The sequence below is a fragment of the Heyndrickxia sp. MSNUG genome, from assembly GCF_049532715.1.
GTDB lineage: Bacteria > Bacillota > Bacilli > Bacillales > Cytobacillaceae > Mesobacillus.
In genome coordinates, this window is sequence record NZ_CP150978.1 from 1,740,548 (window position 1) to 1,765,918 (window position 25,371).

At 43.3% G+C, this 25,371-nt stretch carries 25 protein-coding genes; 24 read left to right on the plus strand and 1 reads right to left on the minus strand.

What is annotated here, in order from left to right; translation table 11 throughout:
- Window positions 1-2 precede the first annotated feature (2 nt).
- The 6 genes from AABM38_RS08520 (at window position 3) to spoVM (ending at window position 5,490) form a co-directional block, all read left to right on the plus strand.
- The gene (locus AABM38_RS08520) at window positions 3-752 is read left to right on the plus strand and encodes a Stp1/IreP family PP2C-type Ser/Thr phosphatase (RefSeq protein WP_423410691.1); all 750 of its coding nucleotides are present in this window, start codon (window positions 3-5) and stop codon (window positions 750-752) included.
- 5 nt (window positions 753-757) lie between these two features.
- On the plus strand, window positions 758-2,701 hold the full coding sequence (pknB, locus tag AABM38_RS08525) for a Stk1 family PASTA domain-containing Ser/Thr kinase (RefSeq protein WP_423409994.1): 1,944 nt from the start codon (window positions 758-760) through the stop codon (window positions 2,699-2,701).
- 18 nt (window positions 2,702-2,719) lie between these two features.
- The gene (gene rsgA / locus AABM38_RS08530; protein ID WP_423409995.1) at window positions 2,720-3,601 is read left to right on the plus strand and encodes a ribosome small subunit-dependent GTPase A; all 882 of its coding nucleotides are present in this window, start codon (window positions 2,720-2,722) and stop codon (window positions 3,599-3,601) included.
- Window positions 3,602-3,603: 2 nt separating this feature from the next.
- Window positions 3,604-4,248, plus strand: a complete 645-nt coding sequence (gene rpe / locus AABM38_RS08535; protein WP_423410692.1) for a ribulose-phosphate 3-epimerase — start codon at window positions 3,604-3,606, stop codon at window positions 4,246-4,248.
- A 316-nt stretch (window positions 4,249-4,564) separates the two neighbouring features.
- Window positions 4,565-5,212, plus strand: coding sequence for a thiamine diphosphokinase (locus tag AABM38_RS08540; RefSeq protein WP_423409996.1), 648 nt, complete (start codon window positions 4,565-4,567; stop codon window positions 5,210-5,212).
- Window positions 5,213-5,409: 197 nt separating this feature from the next.
- Window positions 5,410-5,490, plus strand: coding sequence for a stage V sporulation protein SpoVM (gene spoVM / locus AABM38_RS08545; protein WP_144475002.1), 81 nt, complete (start codon window positions 5,410-5,412; stop codon window positions 5,488-5,490).
- A gap of 257 nt (window positions 5,491-5,747) precedes the next feature.
- Here spoVM and rpmB read toward each other — a convergent pair whose 3' ends face one another.
- A complete protein-coding gene (gene rpmB, locus AABM38_RS08550; RefSeq protein WP_023614934.1) occupies window positions 5,748-5,936 on the minus strand; it encodes a 50S ribosomal protein L28 in 189 nt (62 codons plus the stop codon).
- Window positions 5,937-6,232: 296 nt separating this feature from the next.
- Between rpmB and AABM38_RS08555 the strand changes: the two genes are divergently transcribed.
- From AABM38_RS08555 to AABM38_RS08640, 18 genes are all read left to right on the plus strand, one after another.
- On the plus strand, window positions 6,233-6,595 hold the full coding sequence (locus tag AABM38_RS08555; protein ID WP_041965977.1) for an Asp23/Gls24 family envelope stress response protein: 363 nt from the start codon (window positions 6,233-6,235) through the stop codon (window positions 6,593-6,595).
- Window positions 6,596-6,611: 16 nt separating this feature from the next.
- Window positions 6,612-8,282, plus strand: coding sequence for a DAK2 domain-containing protein (locus AABM38_RS08560; protein WP_423409997.1), 1,671 nt, complete (start codon window positions 6,612-6,614; stop codon window positions 8,280-8,282).
- Between the two features lie 169 nt (window positions 8,283-8,451).
- A complete protein-coding gene (sdaAB, locus tag AABM38_RS08565; RefSeq protein ID WP_423409998.1) occupies window positions 8,452-9,114 on the plus strand; it encodes an L-serine ammonia-lyase, iron-sulfur-dependent subunit beta in 663 nt (220 codons plus the stop codon).
- A gap of 27 nt (window positions 9,115-9,141) precedes the next feature.
- Entirely contained in the window at window positions 9,142-10,029 is an 888-nt protein-coding gene (sdaAA, locus tag AABM38_RS08570) for an L-serine ammonia-lyase, iron-sulfur-dependent, subunit alpha (protein WP_423409999.1), read from the plus strand.
- Window positions 10,022-12,070, plus strand: coding sequence for an ATP-dependent DNA helicase RecG (gene recG, locus AABM38_RS08575; protein ID WP_423410693.1), 2,049 nt, complete (start codon window positions 10,022-10,024; stop codon window positions 12,068-12,070). Before sdaAA ends, recG begins: the two co-directional genes overlap by 8 nt.
- 386 nt (window positions 12,071-12,456) lie before the next feature.
- Entirely contained in the window at window positions 12,457-13,026 is a 570-nt protein-coding gene (gene fapR, locus AABM38_RS08580) for a transcription factor FapR (RefSeq protein WP_423410000.1), read from the plus strand.
- 12 nt (window positions 13,027-13,038) lie between these two features.
- Entirely contained in the window at window positions 13,039-14,037 is a 999-nt protein-coding gene (plsX, locus tag AABM38_RS08585) for a phosphate acyltransferase PlsX (protein WP_423410001.1), read from the plus strand.
- Between the two features lie 19 nt (window positions 14,038-14,056).
- Window positions 14,057-15,004 carry an ACP S-malonyltransferase gene (fabD, locus tag AABM38_RS08590; RefSeq protein ID WP_423410002.1) on the plus strand — a complete coding sequence of 316 codons (948 nt, stop codon included), beginning with the start codon at window positions 14,057-14,059 and terminating at the stop codon, window positions 15,002-15,004.
- Window positions 15,001-15,744 carry a 3-oxoacyl-[acyl-carrier-protein] reductase gene (gene fabG / locus AABM38_RS08595; RefSeq protein WP_423410003.1) on the plus strand — a complete coding sequence of 248 codons (744 nt, stop codon included), beginning with the start codon at window positions 15,001-15,003 and terminating at the stop codon, window positions 15,742-15,744. The genes fabD and fabG overlap by 4 nt, the downstream gene beginning before the upstream one ends.
- Window positions 15,745-16,096: 352 nt before the next feature.
- On the plus strand, window positions 16,097-16,330 hold the full coding sequence (locus tag AABM38_RS08600) for an acyl carrier protein (protein ID WP_423410004.1): 234 nt from the start codon (window positions 16,097-16,099) through the stop codon (window positions 16,328-16,330).
- Window positions 16,331-16,712: 382 nt separating this feature from the next.
- Complete coding sequence (gene rnc, locus AABM38_RS08605; protein ID WP_423410005.1) at window positions 16,713-17,480, plus strand: ribonuclease III; 768 nt, start codon at window positions 16,713-16,715, stop codon at window positions 17,478-17,480.
- Between the two features lie 79 nt (window positions 17,481-17,559).
- Window positions 17,560-21,126: a chromosome segregation protein SMC gene (smc, locus tag AABM38_RS08610; RefSeq protein ID WP_423410006.1), complete on the plus strand. Its 3,567-nt coding sequence runs from the start codon at window positions 17,560-17,562 to the stop codon at window positions 21,124-21,126.
- A 19-nt stretch (window positions 21,127-21,145) separates the two neighbouring features.
- Window positions 21,146-22,141, plus strand: coding sequence for a signal recognition particle-docking protein FtsY (gene ftsY / locus AABM38_RS08615; protein ID WP_423410007.1), 996 nt, complete (start codon window positions 21,146-21,148; stop codon window positions 22,139-22,141).
- Window positions 22,142-22,249: 108 nt separating this feature from the next.
- Window positions 22,250-22,579 (plus strand): putative DNA-binding protein, encoded by a 330-nt coding sequence (locus AABM38_RS08620; protein WP_423410008.1) that lies wholly within the window; start codon window positions 22,250-22,252, stop codon window positions 22,577-22,579.
- 13 nt (window positions 22,580-22,592) lie between these two features.
- Entirely contained in the window at window positions 22,593-23,945 is a 1,353-nt protein-coding gene (ffh, locus tag AABM38_RS08625) for a signal recognition particle protein (RefSeq protein WP_423410009.1), read from the plus strand.
- A gap of 109 nt (window positions 23,946-24,054) precedes the next feature.
- Window positions 24,055-24,327: a 30S ribosomal protein S16 gene (gene rpsP / locus AABM38_RS08630; protein ID WP_207498460.1), complete on the plus strand. Its 273-nt coding sequence runs from the start codon at window positions 24,055-24,057 to the stop codon at window positions 24,325-24,327.
- A 14-nt stretch (window positions 24,328-24,341) separates the two neighbouring features.
- On the plus strand, window positions 24,342-24,572 hold the full coding sequence (locus tag AABM38_RS08635; RefSeq protein ID WP_125479141.1) for a KH domain-containing protein: 231 nt from the start codon (window positions 24,342-24,344) through the stop codon (window positions 24,570-24,572).
- Between the two features lie 400 nt (window positions 24,573-24,972).
- Window positions 24,973-25,365, plus strand: coding sequence for a YlqD family protein (locus tag AABM38_RS08640; RefSeq protein WP_335375005.1), 393 nt, complete (start codon window positions 24,973-24,975; stop codon window positions 25,363-25,365).
- The last annotated feature ends 6 nt before the right edge of the window (window positions 25,366-25,371 follow it).

The window sequence follows — 25,371 nt, forward strand, 5'->3', positions numbered from 1 at the left end:
AGATGAAGGCTGTTTTCATGACGGACAGGGGAAAAGTTCGCCTGCATAATGAAGACAACGGCGGCATCTTTATAAATCCTGACGGGCAGCGCCTTGCCATCGTAGCAGATGGCATGGGCGGCCACCGTGCAGGAGATGTGGCCAGTGATATGACAATCAAACATTTAAAAGGCCTCTGGGAACAATCATCTAAGATACATACAGCAGAAGAAGCAGAAAAATGGCTCAAAGAAGCGGTGTTAGAAGTTAATAAGCAATTATTCCAGCATTCATTAAATAATACAGAGTGTGAAGGGATGGGGACAACTGTAGTCGGTGCCATCTGCACTAATATTTTTGCCACAGTCGTGAATATCGGGGACAGCCGCTGCTATTTATTGAATGAGTCAGGTTTCAAGCAATTGACTGAGGATCATTCACTCGTCAACGAGCTTGTTCGTTCAGGCCAAATCACAAAAGAAGACGCCGAAAATCATCCGCGCAAAAATGTGCTGTTAAGGGCATTAGGTACCGAGGAATCCGTAGAAATGGATTTAAAAACGATTACCTTTGAAGAAGGCGATGCATTACTTCTATGTTCTGACGGTCTATCTAATAAAGTAGGCCTAGAGGAAATGGAAAGTGTCATTAAGAATGAACTGTCTTTAGAAGAGAAGGCAGCAGAATTTATCAAAAGGGCCAACCAATACGGCGGCGAAGATAACATCACTCTTGCTATCGTCGAATATCAGGAATTCAACGAGGGCAGGTGAAGAAAATGATTATCGGAAAAAGAATCAGCGGACGCTATAAAATATTGGATATGATTGGCGGCGGCGGTATGGCGAATGTCTATCTAGCCCACGACATGATTCTTGACAGAGATGTCGCTGTCAAAATGCTGCGTCTGGATTTTGCCAATGATGAAGAATTTATCCGCAGATTCCACAGGGAAGCTCAATCGGCTACGAGTCTTGCTCACCCAAACATTGTCAGTATTTATGATGTGGGAGAAGAGGATGGGCTATACTATATAGTAATGGAATATGTTGACGGGCAGACGCTTAAACAATACATACAGCAGCATGCTCCGGTCCCGGTACAGGAAGCGCTTGATATTATGAAGCAGCTGACTTCAGCGATTTCACATGCCCATCATAACCATATTGTCCATCGTGACATAAAGCCTCACAATATATTGATTGACAGTAATGGAACAGTGAAAATCACGGACTTTGGTATTGCTATGGCTTTGAGTGCCACTAGTATTACCCAGACAAATTCGGTGCTCGGATCTGTTCATTATCTTTCACCTGAACAGGCCAGAGGTGGGATGGCGAATAAAAAGTCGGATATTTATTCGATCGGGATCGTCATGTTTGAGCTGCTTACAGGCAGGCTGCCATTCTCTGGAGAGTCGGCTGTCTCAATCGCTCTGAAACATTTGCAATCGGAAACGCCTTCTTTAAAGCGATGGAACCCGGAAATTCCTCAAAGTGTGGAAAATATCGTTTTAAAGGCTACGGCTAAGGATCCCTTCCATAGATATGACAATGTAGATGAAATGGAAGATGATTTAAGGACTGCACTTGATGCCCATCGCCTTAATGAAGGGAGATTTTTCATTCCTGTTGATGATGAAGCAACAAAGGCAATACCTATTATAACGAACGATCGACCTTTCCATAACATGGATGAAACGATTGTCAGGAAAGAACAGCCCGTTTCGACTGACAAAACCAACCAGTCAAAGCCAGTTAAAAAGAAATGGCCGATTATCTTAACTTTATTATTTTTACTGATTGCAGCTGCAGGAATTATCGCAGTGACAATGGGGCCTGATTTGTTCGGACCAAAAGAGGTTGAAGTTCCTGAAGTAAGCGGAATGGAACTTGAAGAGGCAGTCGCAAAATTGATGGCTGCTGGCTTTACCATTGGAGAACAGAAGGAAATAAGCGATGAAGAGGTAGAGGAAGGTCGAATCATAAAGACTAATCCAAAAGCTGGTAAGATGATCAAGGAAGGCAATGAAATTGATCTTTATATCAGTTCCGGTAAAGAGGAACTGGAGCTTTCGGATTACCGCGGGCGATTATACGATGATGTAGTACCGCTTCTCGAAAATAAAAACTTCAAGGATATCGAAAAGACCGGAGAGCATGATGATAGTGAGCCAGGAACCATTCTGGACCAATATCCTCCTGATGGCGAATCGGTGATTCCTGAGGAAACGACTATTGAATTTACAGTCAGCCTTGGCCCTGAGCTAATTACTCTTGAAGATCTCATTGGATCGAATCAAAAGGGGCTTCAAGTTTACGAGGATACTTATGGACTCGAGATTGAGTCAACAGAAGAGTACAATGACGAATTCCCAAAGGGAGAAGTCATTTCTCAGGTTCCGGCACCAGGAACTCAATTGAAGAAGGGCAGCACGGTGAAAGTTGTCATTTCAAAGGGAATTGAGGAGCTTCCAAAAAGAGTGAAGGAAGAAATTAATATTCCTTACGACACTACTTTAGCTGGACAGCCGCAAGAAGTCCAAATTTTCATTAGTGATTTAGAACATGAGGAAAATGTTCCAGCAGAAACTTTGAAAATCATGGGTGATACGAAACATACAATAGAATTATATATTCCGCCTGGTGGAAAAGGTCATTATAAAGTAATGTCGAACGGTTCAGTCATCCTTGAGGATGCAGTTGATTATCCAAAAGAATAACAGACAGGGAGTGTTGCTATGCCTGAGGGCAAAATCATTAAGGCGCTGAGCGGGTTTTATTATGTTGCGAACAAGGATGGAATTGTTCAATGCCGCGGTCGTGGTGTATTCCGAAAGAATAAGGTGAATCCTCTGGTAGGGGACGAGGTCGTGTTCCAGGCAGACAATGCTACCGAGGGCTATATCCTTGAGGTGAAAGGGCGGAAAAATGAGTTGGTCCGCCCTCCAATTGCCAACGTAGACCAGGCAATCCTTGTTTTTTCAGCAGTTGAACCTGATTTCAGCACTGCCCTGCTTGACCGGTTCCTGGTGTTAGTTGAGTACAACCATATCCAGCCGATCATATGCATTACGAAAATGGATTTGACTTCTGAAGAACAAAAAAAGCGGCTTGAAACATTTGCTGCTGATTACCGCAAAGCGGGTTATGAGGTTATCTTTACCTCATCTGAAACATCTTCTGGCCTGGAAGAGTTAAGTCCCCATCTTGAAGGGAAGATCTCCGTTTTTGCAGGTCAGTCGGGTGTTGGGAAGTCCTCCCTGCTTAACGCGATCCGCCCTGACCTGGAATTGAAAACCGATGATATCTCTTCCTATCTGGGACGGGGAAAGCATACTACAAGACACGTAGAGTTAATCACAATAAATAATGGACTTGTTGCGGATACCCCTGGTTTTAGTTCATTGGAGTTTACCGAAATTGAGGCTGAAGAACTGAACTCCTGTTTTCCGGACATTTACGAAATCAGTGAGTCATGCAAGTTTCGAGGCTGTCTCCACATGGCAGAGCCTAAATGTGCTGTAAAAGCAGCGGTTGAAGCCGGAACTCTGCCTGAATACAGGTATGAGCATTATAAGGACTTTTTATTGGAAATAAAGGATAGAAAGCCGAGGTACTAATGATGGTGAAAATAGCACCTTCAATTTTGTCAGCAGACTTTGCCAGGCTTGGCGATGAAATAAAGGATGTCGAGGCGGGCGGAGCAGATTATATCCATGTTGATGTAATGGATGGCCATTTTGTGCCAAATATTACGATCGGCCCGCTTATTGTGGAAGCAATCCGTCCTGTTACTAAGTTGCCGCTTGATGTTCATTTAATGATTGAAAATCCTGATCAGTATATTGAAGCTTTTGCCAAGGCGGGTGCAGATTACATTACCGTTCATGTGGAAGCATCCAGACATTTGCACAGAACCATCCAATTGATCAAATCGACAGGTGTCAAGGCTGGTGTCGTAATCAATCCAGCCACACCAGTGGAAAGCTTGAAACATATCATTGAGGATCTGGACATGGTCCTGCTTATGTCAGTCAACCCAGGGTTTGGCGGCCAAAAATTCATCTCTTCTGTTCTTCCGAAAATTAGGCAGGTAAAGGAAATGGCAGATGAGGTGAACCAAGATCTTGAAATTGAAGTTGATGGCGGAGTAAATGAAGAAACTGCCAAGCTTTGTGTAGAAGCCGGCGCCACAGTGCTTGTAGCAGGTTCTGCAGTCTTCAATAAGGAAGACCGGGCAGCTGCAATTGCCATGTTAAAGAAATAATTTAAAAGCCAGCCGGATGACCGGCTGGCTTTTCTTTAGAGAATCTTTTGGATTTGTAGAACGGTGCCCCGTAACAAGAATAAATGGAAGCAACAGAGCCCCAATTTAAAATCGGCCAAATTAGAAACCGTGTTACCGTTAGGAAAGTCCAGTTATATAGTTATCATTATGGCTCTGTTAAAGCTGAATATTGTTTTATAAGCCTGTTGATTGTAGTGGAAAGCGAAGCGCCTGGAACGAAAATCAACAGCCTTGTTTAACAGAGCGATAATTATTGAATCATACTTGTCTAGCTTTGTATAAGGAGAAAAATACAATGAAAATTAATCTTGTAGCCGGAGGACCATTAAACTTAATTCCAGATCTGCAGGCTTTTGATGGCAGAGATGTCGAATGGGTTGGAATTGACAGGGGTGTATTCTATTTGCTGAATGCGGGAATCAAGCCTGCTATGGCCTTTGGTGATTTTGATTCCGTGTCAGAGGAAGAGATGGCGGAAATAGAAATGGAAGTTGAGCATCTTAAGAAGTTTAAGCCGGAAAAAGATGAAACCGATATGGAACTCGCCTTAAATTGGGCAATAGCGCAAAATCCAGATTCAATCATGATCTTTGGTGCGACCGGCGGCAGACTGGACCACCTGATGGCAAATGTGCAGCTTTTGACAAAGCCGCTGAACCAGGATATCGACATCCAAACAGAGATTATTGATAAAAATAATATTTTATTTATAAAAAAACCCGGTACCTATAACGTTGAAAAGATAGCTGATTTTAAATATATTTCATTCCTTCCAGTAACGCCTGAAATCCTGGGGATGACGCTTGGAAATTTCAAATATCCTTTAAATGACTGTCATATTCCTATGGGATCGACACTATGTATTAGTAATGAACTTATTAGAGGTCATGGTACTTTTTCATTTTCGGAAGGCATATTATTAGTTGTAAGGAGCAGGGATTGAAAAGTCTGCTGCAAAAGCTCATCTTCTTTGAGGAACTCGAAAAGAGCATGAAACCAATTAGAATGCGGTAAGAGGTCATCCTACTTAAAACAACAATCAATGCGAGAACAGATTAAGCAAATTTTGTACACTCCCGAATATACTAGTAGGGATACAAAAAGAAGACTGGATTGCGAGAGATGGTGAGGAGGGACGGTATGAGATTCTATACAATCAAACTGCCGAGATTTTTAGGCGGCCTCGTACGGGCGATGTTAGGTGCTTTTAAAAAGGATTAATAAAACGATAAGTGAAACAATATGCAGACTGAAAACATTTAATGTGCAAGTAATTTGGCGCCCTGGGGACAGGGTGCTATTATTTTGCCCTGATTGGGGAAGAATGGGCAATAGGAGCAGCTTTAAGCTTGTGAGTGGATTTGGAATTCCCAGGAGGTCTTGGAAAAAATATGGCCAATAAAAAAGGCACCCAATTAAGGATGCCGTGCATCTGTCCAGAGTGCCAAGCGGCCTTTCTAAACATCTGCGGTTTTTAATTATACGCGTTCAACTTTACCTGATCTTAGAGCTCTTGCAGATACCCAAACACGCTTAGGCTTACCGTCTACAAGAATACGTACTTTTTGAAGGTTAGCACCCCATGTACGCTTGTTAGCGTTCATTGCGTGGGAGCGTGCGTTACCAGAACGAGTTGATTTACCAGTTACTACACATTTACGTGGCATATGATTTCCCTCCTAACTCACAAAAGCTAAAACTATGATTTTTGCTACAATAATTTGCATATCGTCAGAACTGCGAATTTAACAGGATAACCTTATTTCTGACATACTTTAATAATTTATCATAGAAATTTGCCATTTGCAATAGTTCTGCCGAAAGCTATAAAGAAAAAAACCTTGACATACAGTTAAGATTCTTGCTGAATAATAAGTGGTAGGGCAGAATAACTTTAAAAATTGCTTGGCTTATAGTAAAATAACTGTAGCATATAGCTATTTTTCCAAAGGGGGAACGATTCATGTCCATTGAGCTTAAAACGAAGTACGGACAAATTGATATATCAAATGATGTCATTGCAACGATTGCAGGCGGTGCAGCAGTTGATTGTTATGGTATTGTCGGCATGGCTTCAAAGAATCAGATCAAAGACGGATTAACAGATATTCTGCGCAGGGAAAATTTCACTCGCGGTGTCATCGTTCGCCAGGAAAATGAAGAAGTACATATCGATATGTATATTATTGTGAGCTATGGAACGAAAATTTCCGAGGTTGCCCACAATGTCCAGTCAAAGGTGAAATACACCCTTGACAAAACAGTCGGGCTGGCTGTTGACTCGGTCAATATTTACGTTCAGGGAGTTCGTGTAACGAACCCGTAGTGAGGAGGAAAGATTTGTGTCTATTAAAGTTCTAGACGGAAAACGTTTTGCGGAGATGGTAATACAGGGCGCCAATCATTTAGCTGCAAATGCCCAGTATGTCGATGCGTTGAATGTCTTCCCTGTTCCTGATGGTGATACAGGAACGAATATGAATTTATCCATGACTTCCGGGGCAAAGGAAGTAAAGAGCAATGTGCAGGAGCATATTGGCAAAGTAGGTTCTGCACTTGCAAAGGGTTTGCTGATGGGAGCAAGGGGAAACTCAGGTGTTATCCTGTCCCAATTGTTCCGCGGCTTTGCGAAAGCAATCGAAGTTAAGCCAACCATTACTTCGCTGGAATTTGCTGCAGCATTGAATGCTGGAGTAGAAACAGCATATAAAGCAGTAATGAAGCCTGTAGAAGGCACGATTTTAACAGTGGCAAAGGACGCTGCCAAGCATGCTGTTGCTGTTGCCAAAAACCACGAGGACATAATCGGCCTGATGGAAGAGGTTCTTAAAGAAGCTAAAGCATCACTTAGCCGTACGCCAGACTTGCTGCCAGTCCTAAAGGAAGTAGGAGTAGTGGATAGCGGCGGTCAGGGACTTGTGTTTGTATATGAGGGGTTCCTTGCCGAACTAAAAGGAGAAAAGCTTCCGGATTCTCCTGCAACAATGCCTAATATGAATGAGCTGGTCAGCGCTGAACACCACAAAAGTGTGCAGAGCCATATGAATACCGAGGATATTGAATTCGGCTATTGTACTGAATTCATGGTAAGGCTTGAAGGGGAAAAAACTTTTTCTGAAGAAAATTTCCGTCAGGACTTGAGCAAATATGGTGATTCTTTATTAGTTATTTCGGATGAAGAAGTTGTAAAAGTTCATATCCACTCTGAGCAGCCTGGTGAAGTACTTACTTATGGCCAAAAATATGGAAGTCTCATCAACATGAAAATTGAAAACATGCGTCAGCAGCATTCAAATATTGTTGGTGAATCAACGACACCACTTCGTACAGAGGGTAACCTGCCAAAGAAAGAAAAGCAGGAATACGGAGTCGTAGCTGTATCAATGGGCTCTGGAATTGCCGAGCTCTTCCGCAGTATCGGTGCGAACGCTGTAATTGAGGGCGGCCAGACGATGAACCCAAGTACAGAGGATATCGTCAAGGCAATCAAGGAAGTCAACGCCAGAAAAGTGATCATCCTGCCTAACAATAAAAATATCATCATGGCTGCTGAACAGGCTGCTGAGGTTGCAGAGGAAGAGGTAGTTGTTATCCCTTCGAAAACAGTGCCTCAGGGGATGACTGCATTGTTGTCATTTAACCCATCTGCAGACAGCTCTGCAAATAAAGACACAATGACTGAAGCGATGCAACATGTAAAAACAGGCCAGCTGACTTACGCAGTTCGCGACACAAGCATCGATGGTCTTGAAATCTCAACAGGTGATTTTATGGGTATTTCTGATGGTAAAATTGTTCTGAAGGACCAGGATAAAGTTAAAGCGGCGAAAGACCTTTTAAGCCAAATGCTTGATGAAGATTCAGAAATCCTGACAATCCTTAAAGGGGAAGACGCTTCTGACGAAGATGTCGACTCAATTGTCGGGTTTGTTGAAAGCGAATTTGAAGATGTTGAAATCGAGGTTCATAATGGAGAACAGCCATTATATGCCTTTATCTTTGCGATTGAATAAAAATATCTGTTTTAATTTGATCAAGCTGTAATGAACTCCAGCTGGACAAATAAAATTATAATATGTTACCAAGGAATAGAAGGGGAATACCCTTCTATTTCGTTATGTATAAATGTTTTTTCCTTTTTAACAGATTTCCTTTAACAATATGGGTAAAGGAGTGTGCGGGATGAAATACAAAAGTGTATTCGACATAATCGGACCAGTAATGATCGGTCCATCAAGCTCCCATACTGCTGGAGCAGCTAGAATTGGACGTGTGGCAAGAAGCTTATTTGGCAGGGAGCCTAAATGGGCCACAATTTCGTTCTATGGATCTTTCGCCAAGACTTATAAAGGCCATGGAACTGATGTGGCGATGGTCGGAGGCCTGCTTGATTTCGATACCTATGATGAGCGAATCATCAAGGCGATTGAGATTGCTAAAAACTCTGGAATGAAAATAAAATTTATTGAAGAAGAAGCCATTACCGACCATCCCAATACGGCCCGGGTACTCATAGGTGATGATAAGGGAGAACAAGAGCTAGTAGGTATATCGATTGGTGGCGGAAAGATTGAAATCATTGAGCTGAATGGCTTTGAATTAAAGCTGTCAGGTCACCATCCGGCCATCCTCGTTGTTCATAATGACCGGCACGGAGCCATTGCCGCGGTTTCTAACATTCTTGCCAATGAAGAAATCAACATTGGCCATATGGAAGTCTCGCGCAAGGAAAAAGGGAAAATGGCGTTGATGACTATTGAGGTTGACCATAATATCGGTGATCATGTCATTACACAATTAGAACAGCTGCCCAATGTTTTGCAGGTCACAAAGATTGTCGACTAATTTGCAGGATTAGGAGGGAAGACTAATATGTTTCGAAATGTAGCAGAGTTAGTGGAGCTAGCTACCAGTAAGAATAAAAAGATATCCGAATTGATGATTGAACAGGAGGTAGAAGTGACTGGACGGAGCCGGGAAGAGGTCCTTGCGATGATGGACCGGAATCTGACGGTCATGGAGCAGGCAGTCGAGAGAGGAATTAAAGGTGTTAAATCTCATTCTGGCCTTACAGGCGGGGATGCTGTCCTCCTTCAACAATATATTGAAAAAGGAAATTTCCTTTCTGGTGAAACGATTTTGGATGCTGTCAGCAAAGCTGTGGCAACAAATGAAGTGAATGCAGCGATGGGAACAATTTGTGCAACGCCCACTGCTGGCTCTGCCGGAGTCGTACCCGGAACTTTATTTGCCGTAAAAAGCAAATTGAACCCTACAAGGGAACAGATGGTTTCTTTCCTTTTTACAGCAGGTGCTTTTGGCTATGTAGTTGCCAACAATGCCTCGATTTCCGGCGCAGAAGGCGGATGTCAGGCAGAGGTTGGTTCAGCTTCAGGGATGGCTGCTGCTGCAATAGTTGAAATGGCGGGTGGAACACCAGAACAATGTGCAGAGGCGATGGCGATCACTCTCAAAAATATGCTGGGATTAGTCTGTGATCCAGTTGCAGGCCTTGTTGAAGTTCCGTGTGTAAAAAGGAACGCGATGGGGGCCGCGAATGCAATGGTGGCGGCTGATATGGCGCTCGCAGGGATTACGAGCAGGATACCTTGTGACGAGGTGATCGATGCCATGTATAAAATCGGCCTGTCCATGCCATCCGCACTTAGAGAAACGGCGCAGGGAGGGTTAGCGGCAACACCGACAGGCCGTGAGCTTGAGGCCAAAATTTTCGGCATACCGCTTGATAAACGTGAATGATATTCTGAAACAGCCAGTTACGGCAGTTAAAGGAATTGGCGATGAAATGGCAGAGACACTCGCGGACATGAATATCAGGTCAGTCAGTGACTTGCTAGAGTATTTCCCATACCGTTATGAAGATTACCGCCTAAAGGACTTGGCGGAGGTCAAGCATGACGAAAAAGTAACGGTTGAGGGGAAGGTTCACAGTGAACCTTCTCTTGTCTATTATGGACGCAAGAAAAACCGCCTTACCGTCAGGGTTCTTGTGGGAAGGTATCTTATCATCGCAACCTTTTTCAATCAGCCGTATTTAAAACAAAAAATAAAAATAAACGAAACAGTGACTGTTACCGGCAAATGGGACCAGCACCGACAAACGATTACTGCAAGTGAAATGTCAGTAGGAGAGAATGCGAAAAGCCAGGATTTTGAACCAGTTTATGCTGTAAAAGGTAAAATGACCGTAAAAACGATCAGAAGACTGATCAAGCTGGCCTTTTCCCAATTTGGTCATGAAATAACTGAAGTTCTGCCTGCTGAACTGCTGCAGAAGTATAAATTGTTAAATCGAAGAGAAGCATTGAGAATCATGCATTTTCCTGCTGGGGCAGATGAGATGAAGCAGGCAAGAAGAAGATTTGTATATGAGGAATTCCTATTGTTCCAGCTGAAGATGCAATCTTTAAGAAAAATCGAGCGTGAACAGACTCCGGGAATAGCAGTTTCATATAAATTGGACGAGCTAATGTCGTTCATAAACGGATTGCCATTCCCGTTGACAGGAGCGCAAAAACGAGTTGTTAACGAAATTCTTGGCGACATGAAGTCACCTTTCCGTATGAACCGGCTGCTTCAAGGAGATGTAGGGTCAGGTAAGACAGTTGTCGCGGCTATAGCGCTCTATGCAGCAAAGACTTCAGGCTACCAGGGTGCATTGATGGTGCCGACGGAAATCCTTGCCGAACAGCACTCCCAATCTTTGTCGCAGCTGCTTGAACCTTTTGGCGTAAAAACCGCACTCTTGACAAGCTCTGTAAAAGGAAAGCGAAGAAAGGAAATTCTTGAGCTTCTGAAGCAGGGAGAAATCCATGTCCTAATTGGTACGCATGCATTGATACAAGATGAGGTTAATTTTAATAACCTTGGATTAGTCATCACGGATGAGCAGCATCGCTTTGGGGTGGAACAGAGGCGGGTCTTACGGGAAAAAGGTGAAAATCCCGATGTCCTGTTCATGACGGCCACACCGATCCCGAGGACTCTTGCCATCACTGTGTTCGGGGAGATGGACGTTTCGGTCATCGACGAGATGCCGGCAGGAAGAAAGACGATTGAAACATATTGGGCAAAACACGAAATGCTTGAAAGGGTGCTCGCTTTTATGGAGAAAGAGCTGGCCAAAGGCAGACAAGCCTATGTTATTACTCCATTGATAGAAGAATCCGATAAACTTGATGTCCAGAATGCCATCGATGTCCACAGCACTTTAAGCTTTTATTTTCAAAATCGTTACAAGGTCGGCCTTATGCATGGTCGTTTGCATTCTGATGAAAAAGATCAAGTGATGAAAGCTTTCAGCGAAAATGAAGTCCAAGTCCTCGTGTCAACTACAGTTGTTGAAGTTGGTGTGAATGTGCCAAATGCGACTGTCATGATGATATATGATGCCGAGAGGTTTGGGCTTGCTCAGCTCCACCAGCTAAGAGGACGGGTTGGCAGGGGAAGCGATCAATCCTATTGTATTTTGCTTGCCGATCCAAAAAGCGAAGTTGGGAAAGAACGTATGAAAATCATGTCCGAAACAAATGATGGATTCGTTTTAAGTGAAAAGGACCTTGAGCTTCGCGGCCCAGGGGATTTCTTTGGGAAAAAACAAAGCGGACTTCCAGAGTTCAAGGTAGCGGATATGGTTCATGACTACCGTGCCCTTGAAACGGCAAGAAATGACGCAGCATTACTAGTGCAATCATCTGCTTTTTGGCAGGCTGACAAGTACCATTCTCTCAGGGAATATCTGAAGGAGACTGGTGCACTTGCAACTGAAAAGCTTGATTAAACTATATTACTATCATTAAAGAATAATAGGATCTGATCAGTATGCCGTCAAAGATACTGTTCACCGATTAAAGATGGTCCCTGTTGGTTGATTGAAGTGGGAGGAGCAAAGACTCCTGCGGAATCACCGGAAGCCCAGCGGAAAGCGGAGTGCATGGGACGAGAGTCAACAGACTAGTATTTTAGATCACCTAAAAAAAGCTATAGCTAACCTTGCTTTTCAGAGTTTGGCTATAGCCTGAGCAGATCCTGCTTGGGTCTGCTTTTTTTCTTGGAATTAGCTTTCATGGATTAAAGCAACAGTATATTTTTTCTTGCAATCTTATTTCATAGTATATATACTACTATTAGTACCTAGTCTTAATAGCTCGGGCGGTGTGAAAAGTAATGAAGCGTAACAAAAAAGATCGACAGTCTATGTTGACTGAAACGATAAAAGAAAATCCATTTATCACTGATGAAGAGCTGGCTGAAAAATTCACAGTCAGCATCCAGACAATCAGGCTGGACCGACTTGAATTATCAATCCCAGAATTAAGGGAAAGAATAAAGAACGTTGCTGAAAAACGTTTCGAAGATGAAGTCCGTTCCCTGCCTCTTGAGGAAGTAATTGGTGAGATTATTGATATAGAACTAGATAAAAGCGCAATTTCGATTCTTGACATAAAAAGAGAACATGTGTTTAAGCGCAATAAAATCGCCAGGGGTCATCATTTATTTGCCCAGGCAAATTCGCTGGCTGTTGCAGTCATAAATGATGAATTGGCGCTTACGGCGAAGGCGAATATCCAGTTCACCAGGTCGGTAAAAGAGGGTGAGCGAGTAATTGCCAAAGCAAGAGTCACCAATATTGACAGCGACAACGGCAGGACCATAGTAGAAGTACTGAGCTATGTGAACAATGAGCTCGTATTTAAGGGTGACTTTGAAATGTATCGATCTAAAAATGAAAAGTAAGGGATGAAAGCAATGAGGCTTGCAGTAGACGCTATGGGCGGAGATCACGCACCAAAAGAAATCGTCCTCGGAGCAATGAAAGCAATCGAGAATTATAAAGATGTACATATCGTCCTTGTAGGAGACGAGAAGAAAATCAGGGAACACTTGACGAATGAAGAGAGGATCGAAATTCTCCATACAGAAGAAGTGATTCTTGGAACAGATGAGCCAGTTAGGGCGGTGCGGAGAAAGAAGACGGCATCCATGGTTCTTGCAGCACAGCAGGTTGCTGATGGCCATGCCGATGCCTGCATTTCTGCTGGAAATACGGGAGCATTGATGGCGGCAGGCCTATTTATTGTCGGACGGATTGAAGGTATTGAACGTCCAGCTCTTGCACCAACACTTCCGACAGTAAACGGAGAAGGCTTCCTGCTTCTGGATGTTGGCGCGAATGCAGATGCTAAGCCTGAACACCTTGTACAATATGCGATCATGGGCTCAATATACAGTGAAAAGGCCAGAGGAATCTCTAGCCCTCGTGTAGGGCTGCTGAATATCGGAACAGAAGAGAAAAAAGGCAATGAACTTGTCAGGAACACATTCGAATTGCTAAAGGATGCAGACATTAACTTCATCGGCAATGTAGAATCAAGGGATTTGCTGGATGGTGCAGCTGACGTTGTTGTAGCAGATGGCTTTACTGGAAATATGGTTTTAAAGACAATCGAAGGAACGGCAATGTCAGTGTTTAAGATGTTGAAAACTGCTCTTACTTCAAGTTTTAAAAGCAAAATGGCTGCTGCTGTCCTAAAGCCGGATTTAGTTGTTCTAAAGAATAAGATGGATTATACGGAGTATGGCGGTGCTGGCTTGTTCGGCCTTAAAGCTCCTGTTATTAAAGCGCATGGATCATCTGATGCGAACGCAGTATTCAATTCCATTCGCCAGGCAAGGGAAATGGTTGAAAATGATGTTTCCGGAACCATCAAAGCAGCAATCGAAAAGAGTGATGGGATAAAACTATAAGAGTAAAGGGGAATCTTTCATGGGAAAAATCGCGTTTTTGTTTCCAGGACAGGGCTCGCAAACTGTAGGGATGGGACAAGCTCTAGCGGCGAAAGACGAGTCAGTCTCTGAAACTTTCAAAAAAGCCGACTCCGTTCTTGGCGAAAGTTTAAGCAGCTTAATTTTCGAAGGTCCTCAGGAAAAGCTGACACTGACTACGAATGCTCAGCCGGCATTGCTTACGACAAGTATTGCGATTCTGAATCATTTTAGTGAGTACGGAATAAAACCTGATTATACCGCTGGACACAGCCTTGGAGAATATTCCGCTTTAGTCGCTTCAGGTGCCTTATCATTTGAAGATGCGGTATACGCCGTCCGCAAACGCGGCGAGTTTATGGAAGAGGCGGTCCCAAACGGTGAGGGAACAATGGCAGCTGTTCTCGGGATGGACCGCGAGAAGCTAATGGATGTTACTGAAACTGTTACTGCGGAAGGATATCCTGTACAGCTTGCTAACTTGAACTGCCCAGGACAAATCGTGATTTCAGGATCCAAAAAAGGTGTAGAGGAAGCCTCTGCTAAGGCAAAGGAAGGCGGAGCGAAGCGTGTGATTCCACTTGATGTAAGCGGACCGTTCCATTCTTCACTTATGAAGCCAGCAGCTGAAAGATTCGAGGCTGTGCTTGACAGCATTTCTCTCCAAGATGCAGATGTCCCGGTTATTGGCAATGTAACTGCACTGCCGATGCTGGATGCAGCCGAAATCAAGAAGAGATTAATCGAACAGCTTTATTCCCCAGTTCTATGGGAAGACTCAGTAGCAAAGATGCTTGAGCTTGGCGTTGATACTTTCATTGAAATCGGTCCAGGGAAAGTCCTTTCAGGATTAGTTAAAAAAGTGGACCGCTCAGCACGGACATTCGCAATATATGACGAGGAAACTTGTGCCGCAGCAGTCGCTGCTTTGAAGGAGGAAACAAAATGAGACTAGAAGGAAAAGTTGCACTTGTAACAGGGGCCTCCAGGGGCATTGGGCGTGAAATCGCATATGAACTAGCCAGAGAAGGCGCATCAGTTGCAGTCAATTATGCTGGAAGTGAAGCAAAGGCGCTGGAATTGGTTAACGAAATAAAAGCGATGGGACGAGAAGCATTCGCAATCCAGTCGGATGTATCAAACTCTGATTCCGTAAATGGTATGGTGAAAGAAACTGTAGAACGTTTTGGAAAGCTTGACATACTTGTTAATAATGCGGGTATAACAAAGGATAATCTATTAATGAGAATGAAAGAGTCCGAATGGGATGATGTTATCAACATTAACCTAAAAGGCGTTTTCCTTTGTACAAAAGCGGTGACTAGACAGATGATGAAGCAGCGCAGCGGCAGGATCATCAATATCTCTTCCATTGTCGGAGTAAGCGGAAATGCAGGACAAGCCAATTATGTAGCAGCAAAATCCGGGGTAATCGGTTTGACGAAGACGGCTGCAAAGGAACTTTCATCTAGAGGGATTACCGTTAATGCCATCGCGCCAGGCTTTATTACAACTGATATGACAGATAAGCTGAATGAGGAAGTAAAGGCTGAAATGCTAAAGCAGATTCCGCTTGCGCGTTTCGGGGAGCCGAAGGATATTGCCCGCGCGGTCGTATTCCTTGCGTCTGAAGACAGCAATTATATGACTGGCCAGACACTGCATATTGATGGCGGAATGGTCATGTAGATCGGAACAGTATAATAAATCTATTTCATAGCTCGTTCAAAGCTTTTATAAAATGGCTCTGTTAAAGCTGAATGTTGATTTTAAAACCCTGTTGATTGTAGTGGAAGGCGCGTAGACTCCTGCCGGTGCAGCTGGTTAGGTGAGACCCCGCAGGAGCGAAGCGACGAGGAGGCTCAGCGCCAGCCCCGCGGAAAGCGAAGCGCCTGGAACGAAAATCAACAGCCTTGTTTAACAGAGCCTATAAAAAAATGAAAATGTTAATCGTTAAGCGATAAATTTTTCTAAAAAAGCTGGCAGCCATTTATTATTTAAATAAAATCATCTATAATTGCTTGAGGGGAGGTGAACGAGCATGGCAGATGTTTTAGAACGTGTAACAAAAATTATTGTTGACCGTTTGGGAGTAGATGAATCTCAAGTAACTTTGGAAGCATCTTTTAAAGATGACCTTGGTGCTGATTCCCTAGATGTTGTTGAATTAGTTATGGAATTGGAAGACGAGTTCAACATGGAAATTTCTGATGATGATGCTGAAAAAATCGCTTCAGTTGGTGACGCTGTGAATTACATAAATAGCCAAATATAACTGTTGGATTTGTTAAGAAGCTCCGTTTAATTAAACGGGGCTTTCTTATGTATTATGTAAATGGCTGTTTGAAAGGTAAATACTGATATATAGCACCTGACGCCATGTTAATTTTAAAACCCTGTTGATTGTAGTGGAAGGCGCGTAGACTCCTGCGGGCTCAGCGTCAGCCCCGCGGAAAGCGAAGCGCATGGAACGAAAATCAACAGCCTAGTTTAACAGAAAGATATCCTTTCAAGGAAGGTGCTGGAATAAAGCGAAGTTTTTTTGCTTTATAGGCGTTTTTTTTTGTAAACTGTTAGTAGTCTGTATATGAGCTCTTTAAGTAAAACAACAATTTAAGCGAAATCATCTTTAAATTACGAGCAAGGTGGAGTAAAACATGCGCAACAACGGAAGAGAAAGAGATAAAAGGAACATCCGCGCAAAGGAAAATAAATTTAAAGGGTTTCAGGACAAACTTGGAATTCAATTTGAAAGTGAAAAACTTTTAAAACAGGCCTTTACGCATTCATCCTATGTGAATGAGCATCGCAGAAAGCCTCATGAAGATAACGAGAGGCTTGAATTTCTTGGAGACGCCGTTTTGGAATTGACTGTATCCCAATTTTTATTTAAAAAATACCCAATGATGAGCGAAGGGGAACTGACAAAGCTTCGTGCTGCAGTGGTTTGTGAGCCGTCGCTTGTGGCATTTGCCAATGAACTTGTCTTCGGCGAGCTTGTCCTTTTGGGCAAGGGCGAAGAAATGACAGGCGGCCGTACAAGGCCAGCTCTTTTAGCTGATGTCTTCGAAGCATTTATCGGTGCCTTGTATTTAGATAAAGGGATTGAAACAGTTACGACATTCCTAGAAAAAATCGTGTTTCCAAAGATTAATGACGGTGCTTTTTCTCATGTGATGGATTTTAAAAGCCAGCTTCAGGAATTGGTCCAGCGGGACGGCGCGGGTGCGCTAGAGTACCGGATCCTTAAGGAAATTGGGCCAGCACATAGCCGGGAATTCGAGTCCCGCGTGTTTTTAAACGGCGAAGAGCTAGGAACAGGGATGGGCCGGTCCAAGAAGGAAGCAGAACAGCATGCTGCCCAAATGGCACTCGAAAAGCTTAAAGCGCATATAGAAGCAGTCACTGAACAGAAAAATAAATAAGTACAGCAATTTAATTCATTTAATAAATATGACGATCTGACAGCTTAGAATAAGTTTTTACTGGAAAGGGAGAGCAATATTGTTTTTAAAACGATTAGATGTGGTCGGCTTTAAGTCCTTTGCTGAAAGGATTTCGGTTGAGTTTGTCCCTGGAGTGACCGCTGTAGTCGGGCCTAATGGGAGCGGGAAAAGCAATATTACGGATTCAATCCGCTGGGTTTTGGGTGAGCAATCAGCCAAATCACTCCGCGGATCAAAAATGGAGGATATCATTTTTGCCGGAAGCGATTCACGGAAGCCGCTGAATTTTGCCGAAGTAACGCTAACTCTGGATAACGAAGACCAATCACTGCCGCTAGACTACAATGAAGTGAGTGTAACAAGGCGTGTCTACCGTTCAGGGGACAGCGAATATTTGATTAATAAACAAAATTGCCGGCTGAAGGATATAGTCGATTTGTTTATGGACTCTGGTCTTGGCCGTGAAGCCTTCTCAATCATCAGCCAGGGAAGAGTTGAAGAAATACTCAACAGCAAACCAGAGGATCGCCGGACGATATTTGAAGAGGCAGCTGGTGTTCTTAAATATAAATCCCGGAAAAAGAAAGCCGAAAGCAAGCTGTTTGAAACACAGGAGAATTTGAACAGGGTATCGGATATCATCCATGAACTTGAAGGCCAGGTTGAACCTTTAAAGATTCAGGCTTCGATTGCGAAGGATTTTCTTCAGCAAAAAGAAGAATTAGAAAAAATTGAAGTTGCATTGACTGCATATGAAGTTGAGGAATTGCATAGCCGCTGGGAAAAGCTGTCCAAACAGCTCGAGCAGCATAAGGAAGATGAAATTAAACAGTCTTCAGAGCTGCAGAAAAAAGAAGCGGAAATTGAAAAAATGCGCGATCATTTAGCGGCATTGGATGAATCAGTAAGCGATCTCCAAAATGTTCTTCTGCATGCAAGCGAGGAGCTCGAAAAGCTGGAAGGAAGAAAAGAAGTCCTGAAGGAACGAAAGAAGAACGCTTCACAGAATAAAGGGCAGCTCGAGAAGAATATTGAAGAACTGACTGCCTCCATCGACCATCTGGATAAACAGAGGCGAGAATATGAGAGGAATGCTGCCGAGCTTACTCAAGAGGCAGCAGAACTGCAGAAGAAGCTTGGAGAAAAGCAAGAGCAGCTGAAGCTATACAGCGAAGATGTTGAGCAGAAAATCGATTCGATCAAGAGCGATTACATTGAAGTCTTGAACCAGCAGGCAAACGCCAAAAACGAAAAGATCTATATTGAGCAGCAGCTCCAGCAGCAGTCCTCAAAAGGGTCAAGGCTTGACAGTGAAAATGACCGTTATGTTTCTGTACGTGATGAAATAAACAAAAAGAAAGCCGAGACTGAGCAAAAGGTTGCAGCGTCACAACAGGAGCTTGATGAGCAGACAAAGCTTTATTATGACGAACAAAGGAAGCTTGAATCCTTAAAAAATAATTATCAAAAACAGGAAAAAACACTCTATCAGGCGTATCAGTTTTTACAGCAGGCAAAATCAAAAAAAGAAATGCTTGAGGAAATGGAAGAAGATTACTCCGGCTTTTTCCAGGGAGTAAAAGAGGTATTAAAGGCGAGGGATGGACGCCTGAAGGGTATTGAAGGAGCGATTGCTGAGCTTGTTCAAGTGCCTAAACAATATGAAACAGCAATCGAGACGGCTCTAGGAGGCGCGATGCAGCATATTGTTGTGCAAAATGAAGAGAATGCGAGAACAGCAATCCAATACCTTAAGCAAAAATCGTTCGGAAGGGCAACATTCCTGCCGCTAAGTATCATTAAAGGGAAAGCATTGGCTGTGTCACAACTTACGATGCTTTCCAGTCATGAATCATATATCGGTACTGCCGCTGATTTAGTTCAGTTCAATGAAAAATATGCGGATGTTGTGAAAAGTCTATTAGGCAATGTTGTCGTTGCCAAGGATTTAAAAGGCGCCAATGAGATTGCCAAAATCCTGCAATACCGCAGCAGGATCGTCACTCTTGAAGGTGATGTTGTCAATCCTGGAGGTTCGATGACTGGCGGAGCTGTAAAGCAAAAATCTTCTTCACTTCTTAGCCGTAAAGGAGAGCTTGAAGATTTGACCAAAAAACTTGTTGAAATGGAAGAAAAGACAAGCTTGCTCGAATCGCGTGTCAAGTCATTGAAATCTGAGGTGCAATCCAGCGAAACAAAGCTGGAGGAGCTGCGGAAAAAAGGTGAAGACCTCCGTCTGAAGGAGCAAACACTTAAAGGCGATTTGCGTGAAGTAGAGCTGGAACAGAAAAACATCAATGAACGCTTATCTGTCTATGACTCTGAGAAAATCCAGCTCGATTCAGACAAGGTGAAGCTTGAAGAAAGATTGCTTCAGCTTTCGGAAATGTTAGGTAAATACCAGGATGACCTAGAAGGATTTGATAAGGAAATAGTCCGGCTGACGGAGCTGAAAACCTCGAATTCTACTTCAAAGGAAAGTCTGGCAACTGAAATCAGCGATTTAAAGATAAGTCTTGCAGCCAAGAAGGAGCAGCTTTTCCATGTGAGGGAAAAGCTTGATTCAGCCATATTGCAAGCTGACGATCAAACAAAAAAACTGGAGCTTTATAAAGAGGATCTATCCTTGCTTTCATCCGAAATGACTGACAGTTCATCTGGTGAAATGCAGCTTGAAGAAGCAGCAAAAAGAAAACTTCAGGATAAAAATGAAACTCTTAAGCTTATAGCTTCTAGAAGGAACGAACGCCTTGAGCTGCAAAATAAGCTTGAAGACCAGGAACTGGAATCAAAGGAATTAAGAAGGCTGTTAAAAGGCGTAAGTGAAGTACTGAAGGATGAGGAAGTGAAGCTTAACAGGCTAGACGTCGAACTAGACAATAAGCTTGCGCATCTTCGTGAAGAATATCTTCTTTCCTATGAGGCGGCAAAAGAACAGTATCCATTAATGATTCCGGCTGATGAAGCGAGAAGAAAGGTCAAGCTTATCAAGCTGGCTATCGAAGAACTCGGCACAGTGAACCTTGGCGCCATAGAAGAATACGAGCGAGTTTCAGAACGGTATGAATTTTTGCTGGAGCAAAAGAATGACCTTCAAGAAGCAAAGGATACACTTTTCCTGGTCATTGAAGAGATGGATATTGAAATGAAGAAGAGATTTGAGCAAACCTTCACTGCGATCCGCTCACATTTTGAATCTGTTTTCCAGGCGTTATTTGGCGGTGGCAGAGCTGACTTGAAGCTTACCCAGCCAGACGATTTGCTTAATACTGGTGTAGAGATTGTGGCGCAGCCTCCGGGCAAGAAGCTGCAAAACCTTGGGCTCCTTTCTGGCGGAGAGCGTGCTTTGACAGCAATCGCACTTTTGTTCTCGATCCTAAAGGTCCGACCTGTGCCATTCTGCATCCTCGATGAGGTAGAAGCTGCATTGGATGAGGCCAATGTATACAGATTCAGTCAATACTTGAAGAAGTACAGTGCTGAAACGCAATTTATCGTGATTACTCACCGCAAGGGCACTATGGAAGAAGCGGATGTCCTTTATGGTGTCACAATGCAGGAATCAGGAGTTTCCAAGCTTGTGTCAGTCCGGCTTGAGGATTCAAAGGAACTAGTAAAATCGTAATTAGAAAGGCGATGGAACCGTGAGTTTTTTTAAGAAATTAAAAGAAAAATTAACTACGCAGACAGAGAGTGTTACCGAGAAATTCAAAGAGGGCTTAACGAAAACGAGAGATAGTTTTTCAGGAAAGGTCAATGACTTAGTTTCCCGCTACCGAAAAGTAGATGAGGAATTCTTCGAAGAACTCGAGGAAATTTTAATTCAGGCCGATGTTGGTTTTGACACGGTCATGAAATTGGTCGAGGAGCTAAAGAAAGAAGTAAAGCGCCGGAATATCCAGGATACAAAAGAGGTCCAGGCGGTCATCTCTGAAAAGCTAGTCGACATATACCAGGGTGGCAGCGATGAATCTTTTGACCTGAACATCCAGGAAAACGCCTTGACAGTCATTTTATTTGTAGGGGTGAATGGTGTTGGCAAAACAACGACCATCGGAAAGCTGGCACATAAATTCAAGAGTGAAGGCAAAAATGTACTTCTTGCTGCGGGCGATACATTCCGTGCAGGGGCAATCGAACAGCTTGAGGTGTGGGGAGAACGTGTAGGCGTGGATGTCATCAAGCAAGCTGAAGGCTCGGATCCGGCTGCTGTCATGTATGACGCGGTACAGTCTGCTAAGTCGCGTAAAGCTGATATTTTGCTTTGCGATACAGCTGGCCGCCTCCAAAATAAGGTCAATTTGATGAAGGAACTAGAAAAGGTTAAACGCGTTATCGAACGTGAAGTCCCAGGTGCACCGCATGAAGTGCTGCTGGTTCTTGATGCAACGACAGGGCAAAATGCATTGATCCAGGCGAAAACGTTCAAAGAAACAACAGAAGTTAGCGGGATTGTCCTTACTAAGCTTGATGGCACAGCTAAAGGCGGTATCGTCATTGCGATTCGAAATGAACTCGACATTCCGGTTAAATTCGTAGGTCTTGGTGAAAAGATGGATGACCTGCAGGAATTCGATGCTGAAAGATACGTTTACGGGCTGTTCGCAGATCTGGAAGAGGAAGAAAAAAACGCTGAATAATACTGATTTACCAGCATCTTGCTGTAAAGAACTTTTCTTGACAGAAAAGTTGAACGTGTGTAAACTGTCTTTATGTAAAGGTATTTGACTTAACATGGGGGAATCGAAATGCTTGAGAAAACGAACCGCATGAATTATTTGTACGATTTTTATCAGGCATTATTAACTCCTAAACAAAGCAGTTACATGGCTCTTTACTATCTTGATGACTATTCCCTTGGCGAAATCGCCGAAGAGTATGATGTTAGCCGCCAGGCTGTATACGACAACATCAAACGGACGGAAGCGATGCTTGAGGAATACGAAGCGAAGCTGTTATTGTTCGAGAAATTCCAGAAGCGCAGTGAGCTGATTTCAAAAATGAAAGATCTCATGGGTGATAGTCCGGACAATCAGGTTTTAAGTGAAATGGTAGCCGAGCTTGAGAAATTAGACTAGGGAGGCGCATGAAATGGCATTTGAAGGATTGGCCGACCGACTGCAAAATACAATGCAAAAAATCCGCGGAAAAGGCAAGGTAACAGAAGCGGATGTAAAAGAAATGATGCGAGAGGTCCGTCTGGCGCTGCTTGAGGCCGACGTTAACTTTAAAGTAGTAAAAGATTTTGTAAAAAAAGTCACTGAACGGGCAATCGGTCAGGAAGTAGTAAAAAGTCTTACTCCCGGCCAGCAGGTTATTAAAGTAGTTAAAGAAGAATTAACCGAGTTGATGGGCGGCGAGCAAAGCAAGATTGCAGCCTCCAACCGACCACCGACAGTCATAATGATGGTCGGACTTCAAGGTGCAGGTAAAACGACCACAACCGGTAAGCTTGCCAATCTTCTGCGCAAAAAATATAACCGAAAGCCTATGCTTGTTGCAGCGGATATTTATCGTCCAGCTGCGATCAAACAGCTGGAAACGCTGGGCAAGCAGTTAAGCATGCCGGTATTTTCGTTAGGTGACCAGGTCAGCCCCGTTGAAATTGCCAAACAGGCAATCGCTAAGGCCAAAGAAGACCATAATGACTATGTTCTAATCGATACAGCAGGCCGTCTGCATGTTGATGAAAATCTGATGGATGAGCTGAAGCAGATAAAAGAGCTCTCAAAGCCAGATGAAATCTTCCTAGTAGTCGATGCGATGACAGGTCAGGATGCTGTGAATGTGGCGCAAAGCTTCAATGAACAGCTTGGGCTTACAGGTGTTGTACTGACAAAGCTTGATGGCGATACACGAGGCGGTGCTGCACTTTCAATTCGTGCCGTGACAAACACGCCAATAAAATTTGTCGGTTTAGGCGAAAAGCTGGACGCTCTTGAACCTTTCCATCCTGAGAGGATGGCATCCCGTATCCTAGGTATGGGCGATGTGCTTACCCTTATTGAAAAAGCCCAGGCGAACGTCGATGAGGAAAAAGCAAAAGAGCTTGAGAAAAAAATGCGGACTGCATCATTCACCCTTGAAGATTTTCTGGACCAGCTTGGCCAGGTAAGAAAAATGGGGCCTTTGGATGAAATCCTAAAAATGATGCCAGGCGCAAATAAAATCAAAGGCATGAACAATCTTCAAATCGATGAAAAACAGATCTCTCATGTAGAAGCGATCATCCAGTCGATGACGAAGAATGAAAAAACGCATCCTGAAATCATCAATGCCAACAGGCGGAAGCGCATCGCCAAGGGCAGCGGTACATCCATCCAGGAAGTAAACCGCTTGCTCAAGCAGTTCGAAGACATGAAAAAGATGATGAAACAGATGACGAACATGCAGCAAAAAGGCAAGAAAAAAGGCGGATTCAAATTGCCTTTCAACCCTTTTTAACAAGTAATTTTAGGAAAAATCATGCTGTAAAGAAAAAAACCTTTACAAGCTGTTTTCAATTTGGTATTATTCTATCTTGTGTGAAACTATTCGGAGGTGCTTATTTAAAATGGCAGTAAAAATTCGTTTAAAACGTATGGGAGCAAAAAAATCTCCTTTCTATCGTATTGTAGTAGCTGATTCACGTTCACCACGTGATGGCCGTTTCATCGAGTCTGTAGGAACTTACAATCCAGTTGCTCAACCAGCTAAGGTTGAACTTAACGAAGAGTTAGTTCTTAAGTGGCTTAAAGATGGAGCTAAACCATCTGATACAGTGCGCAACTTGTTCTCTAAGCATGGTATCATGGAAAAATTCCACAACGCTAAGCTTAGCAAGTAATGTTGGACGCGCCCATGAAAGAATTAATTGAGACGATCGTGAAACCCCTTGTTGATTTTCCAGAAGATGTTCATGTAAATGTACACGAAGAGGATCAGCGCGTAACCTATAAGCTTTCCGTCAACAAAAGTGATATGGGCAAAGTAATTGGAAAGCAGGGACGCGTTGCAAAGGCGATACGAACAGTAGTCTATGCAGCAGGTTCATCACAGCAAAAGAAGATTTTCTTAGAAATCGTCGAATAACCGCCAAAAGCTCAGTAATGAAGAAGCGAACTTCCTCAAACCGCTAAAACTAGTTTTAGCAAAATGATTAAGCTTGCTTATGCAATGCTGATGCAGGTACAGGCTCTTGTTTGTACAATGGCATTTTGATTGGAGGGGATAACCCTCCTTTTTTTCTTTTTAAAATTAGGCTGTGTTATAGGGCAATGTTGATATTTAACACCTGTTGATTGTAGCGGAGGGCACTCGACTCCTGCGGGATTAGCGGCAAGGTGAGACCCCGCCGGAGGAAAGCGAGTGCCTGGCGCGGAAATCAACAGACAAGTTTAACACAGCCTAATAAGTACGATATAATTACGTAACCAGGTTACAATTTCATCGTTTCTGATTTATGGCTATAGTGGCGTGAGGGGGAAATGCTTTGAAGGTACTGCAAACAATCGTGGTCAAACAAGTACTGACAGAAGAAAGCAAGGATCGGATCCACCAAAAATATCACTCCAGGAAACTCCAGCTGCAAAAAGAATGCGACCAGCTAAGATTCGAATTGAAAAAGCTTGAGAAATCCAAAAAATTTCCTCCTGAGACCTTGAAAAAACATTTTGAACAAGAAATCAAGGTACATAAAGAGAAAATTAAACTGTTGGATTTTCAGATAGAGCAACTACATATTCTTCCACTTGGAAGCGAAATTAAAGAAACAGAATTACAGGGTCTAGTCGAAATAAATGAAGGGGATCAATGGGATGAGTTCCTTTCGGGAAAGACTATAATAGTGAAAGACGGAATCGTGACCGAAATACGCGAGAGGTGATCAAGT

What these genes read in the sequence shown, in the direction of transcription:
- rpmB (WP_023614934.1), bottom strand. Translation starts at nt 5,936, where the DNA reads ATGCCACGTAAATGTGTAGTAACTGGTAAATCAACTCGTTCTGGTAAC.
- AABM38_RS08600 (WP_423410004.1), top strand. Translation starts at nt 16,097, where the DNA reads ATGGCAGATGTTTTAGAACGTGTAACAAAAATTATTGTTGACCGTTTG.
- rnc (WP_423410005.1), top strand. Translation starts at nt 16,713, where the DNA reads ATGCGCAACAACGGAAGAGAAAGAGATAAAAGGAACATCCGCGCAAAG.
- AABM38_RS08620 (WP_423410008.1), top strand. Translation starts at nt 22,250, where the DNA reads ATGCTTGAGAAAACGAACCGCATGAATTATTTGTACGATTTTTATCAG.
- rsgA (WP_423409995.1), top strand. Translation starts at nt 2,720, where the DNA reads ATGCCTGAGGGCAAAATCATTAAGGCGCTGAGCGGGTTTTATTATGTT.
- rpsP (WP_207498460.1), top strand. Translation starts at nt 24,055, where the DNA reads ATGGCAGTAAAAATTCGTTTAAAACGTATGGGAGCAAAAAAATCTCCT.
- AABM38_RS08540 (WP_423409996.1), top strand. Translation starts at nt 4,565, where the DNA reads ATGAAAATTAATCTTGTAGCCGGAGGACCATTAAACTTAATTCCAGAT.
- pknB (WP_423409994.1), top strand. Translation starts at nt 758, where the DNA reads ATGATTATCGGAAAAAGAATCAGCGGACGCTATAAAATATTGGATATG.
- AABM38_RS08555 (WP_041965977.1), top strand. Translation starts at nt 6,233, where the DNA reads ATGTCCATTGAGCTTAAAACGAAGTACGGACAAATTGATATATCAAAT.
- AABM38_RS08635 (WP_125479141.1), top strand. Translation starts at nt 24,342, where the DNA reads ATGAAAGAATTAATTGAGACGATCGTGAAACCCCTTGTTGATTTTCCA.
- fapR (WP_423410000.1), top strand. Translation starts at nt 12,457, where the DNA reads ATGAAGCGTAACAAAAAAGATCGACAGTCTATGTTGACTGAAACGATA.
- sdaAA (WP_423409999.1), top strand. Translation starts at nt 9,142, where the DNA reads ATGTTTCGAAATGTAGCAGAGTTAGTGGAGCTAGCTACCAGTAAGAAT.
- spoVM (WP_144475002.1), top strand. Translation starts at nt 5,410, where the DNA reads ATGAGATTCTATACAATCAAACTGCCGAGATTTTTAGGCGGCCTCGTA.
- ffh (WP_423410009.1), top strand. Translation starts at nt 22,593, where the DNA reads ATGGCATTTGAAGGATTGGCCGACCGACTGCAAAATACAATGCAAAAA.
- sdaAB (WP_423409998.1), top strand. Translation starts at nt 8,452, where the DNA reads ATGAAATACAAAAGTGTATTCGACATAATCGGACCAGTAATGATCGGT.
- fabG (WP_423410003.1), top strand. Translation starts at nt 15,001, where the DNA reads ATGAGACTAGAAGGAAAAGTTGCACTTGTAACAGGGGCCTCCAGGGGC.
- rpe (WP_423410692.1), top strand. Translation starts at nt 3,604, where the DNA reads ATGGTGAAAATAGCACCTTCAATTTTGTCAGCAGACTTTGCCAGGCTT.
- AABM38_RS08520 (WP_423410691.1), top strand. Translation starts at nt 3, where the DNA reads ATGAAGGCTGTTTTCATGACGGACAGGGGAAAAGTTCGCCTGCATAAT.
- plsX (WP_423410001.1), top strand. Translation starts at nt 13,039, where the DNA reads ATGAGGCTTGCAGTAGACGCTATGGGCGGAGATCACGCACCAAAAGAA.
- fabD (WP_423410002.1), top strand. Translation starts at nt 14,057, where the DNA reads ATGGGAAAAATCGCGTTTTTGTTTCCAGGACAGGGCTCGCAAACTGTA.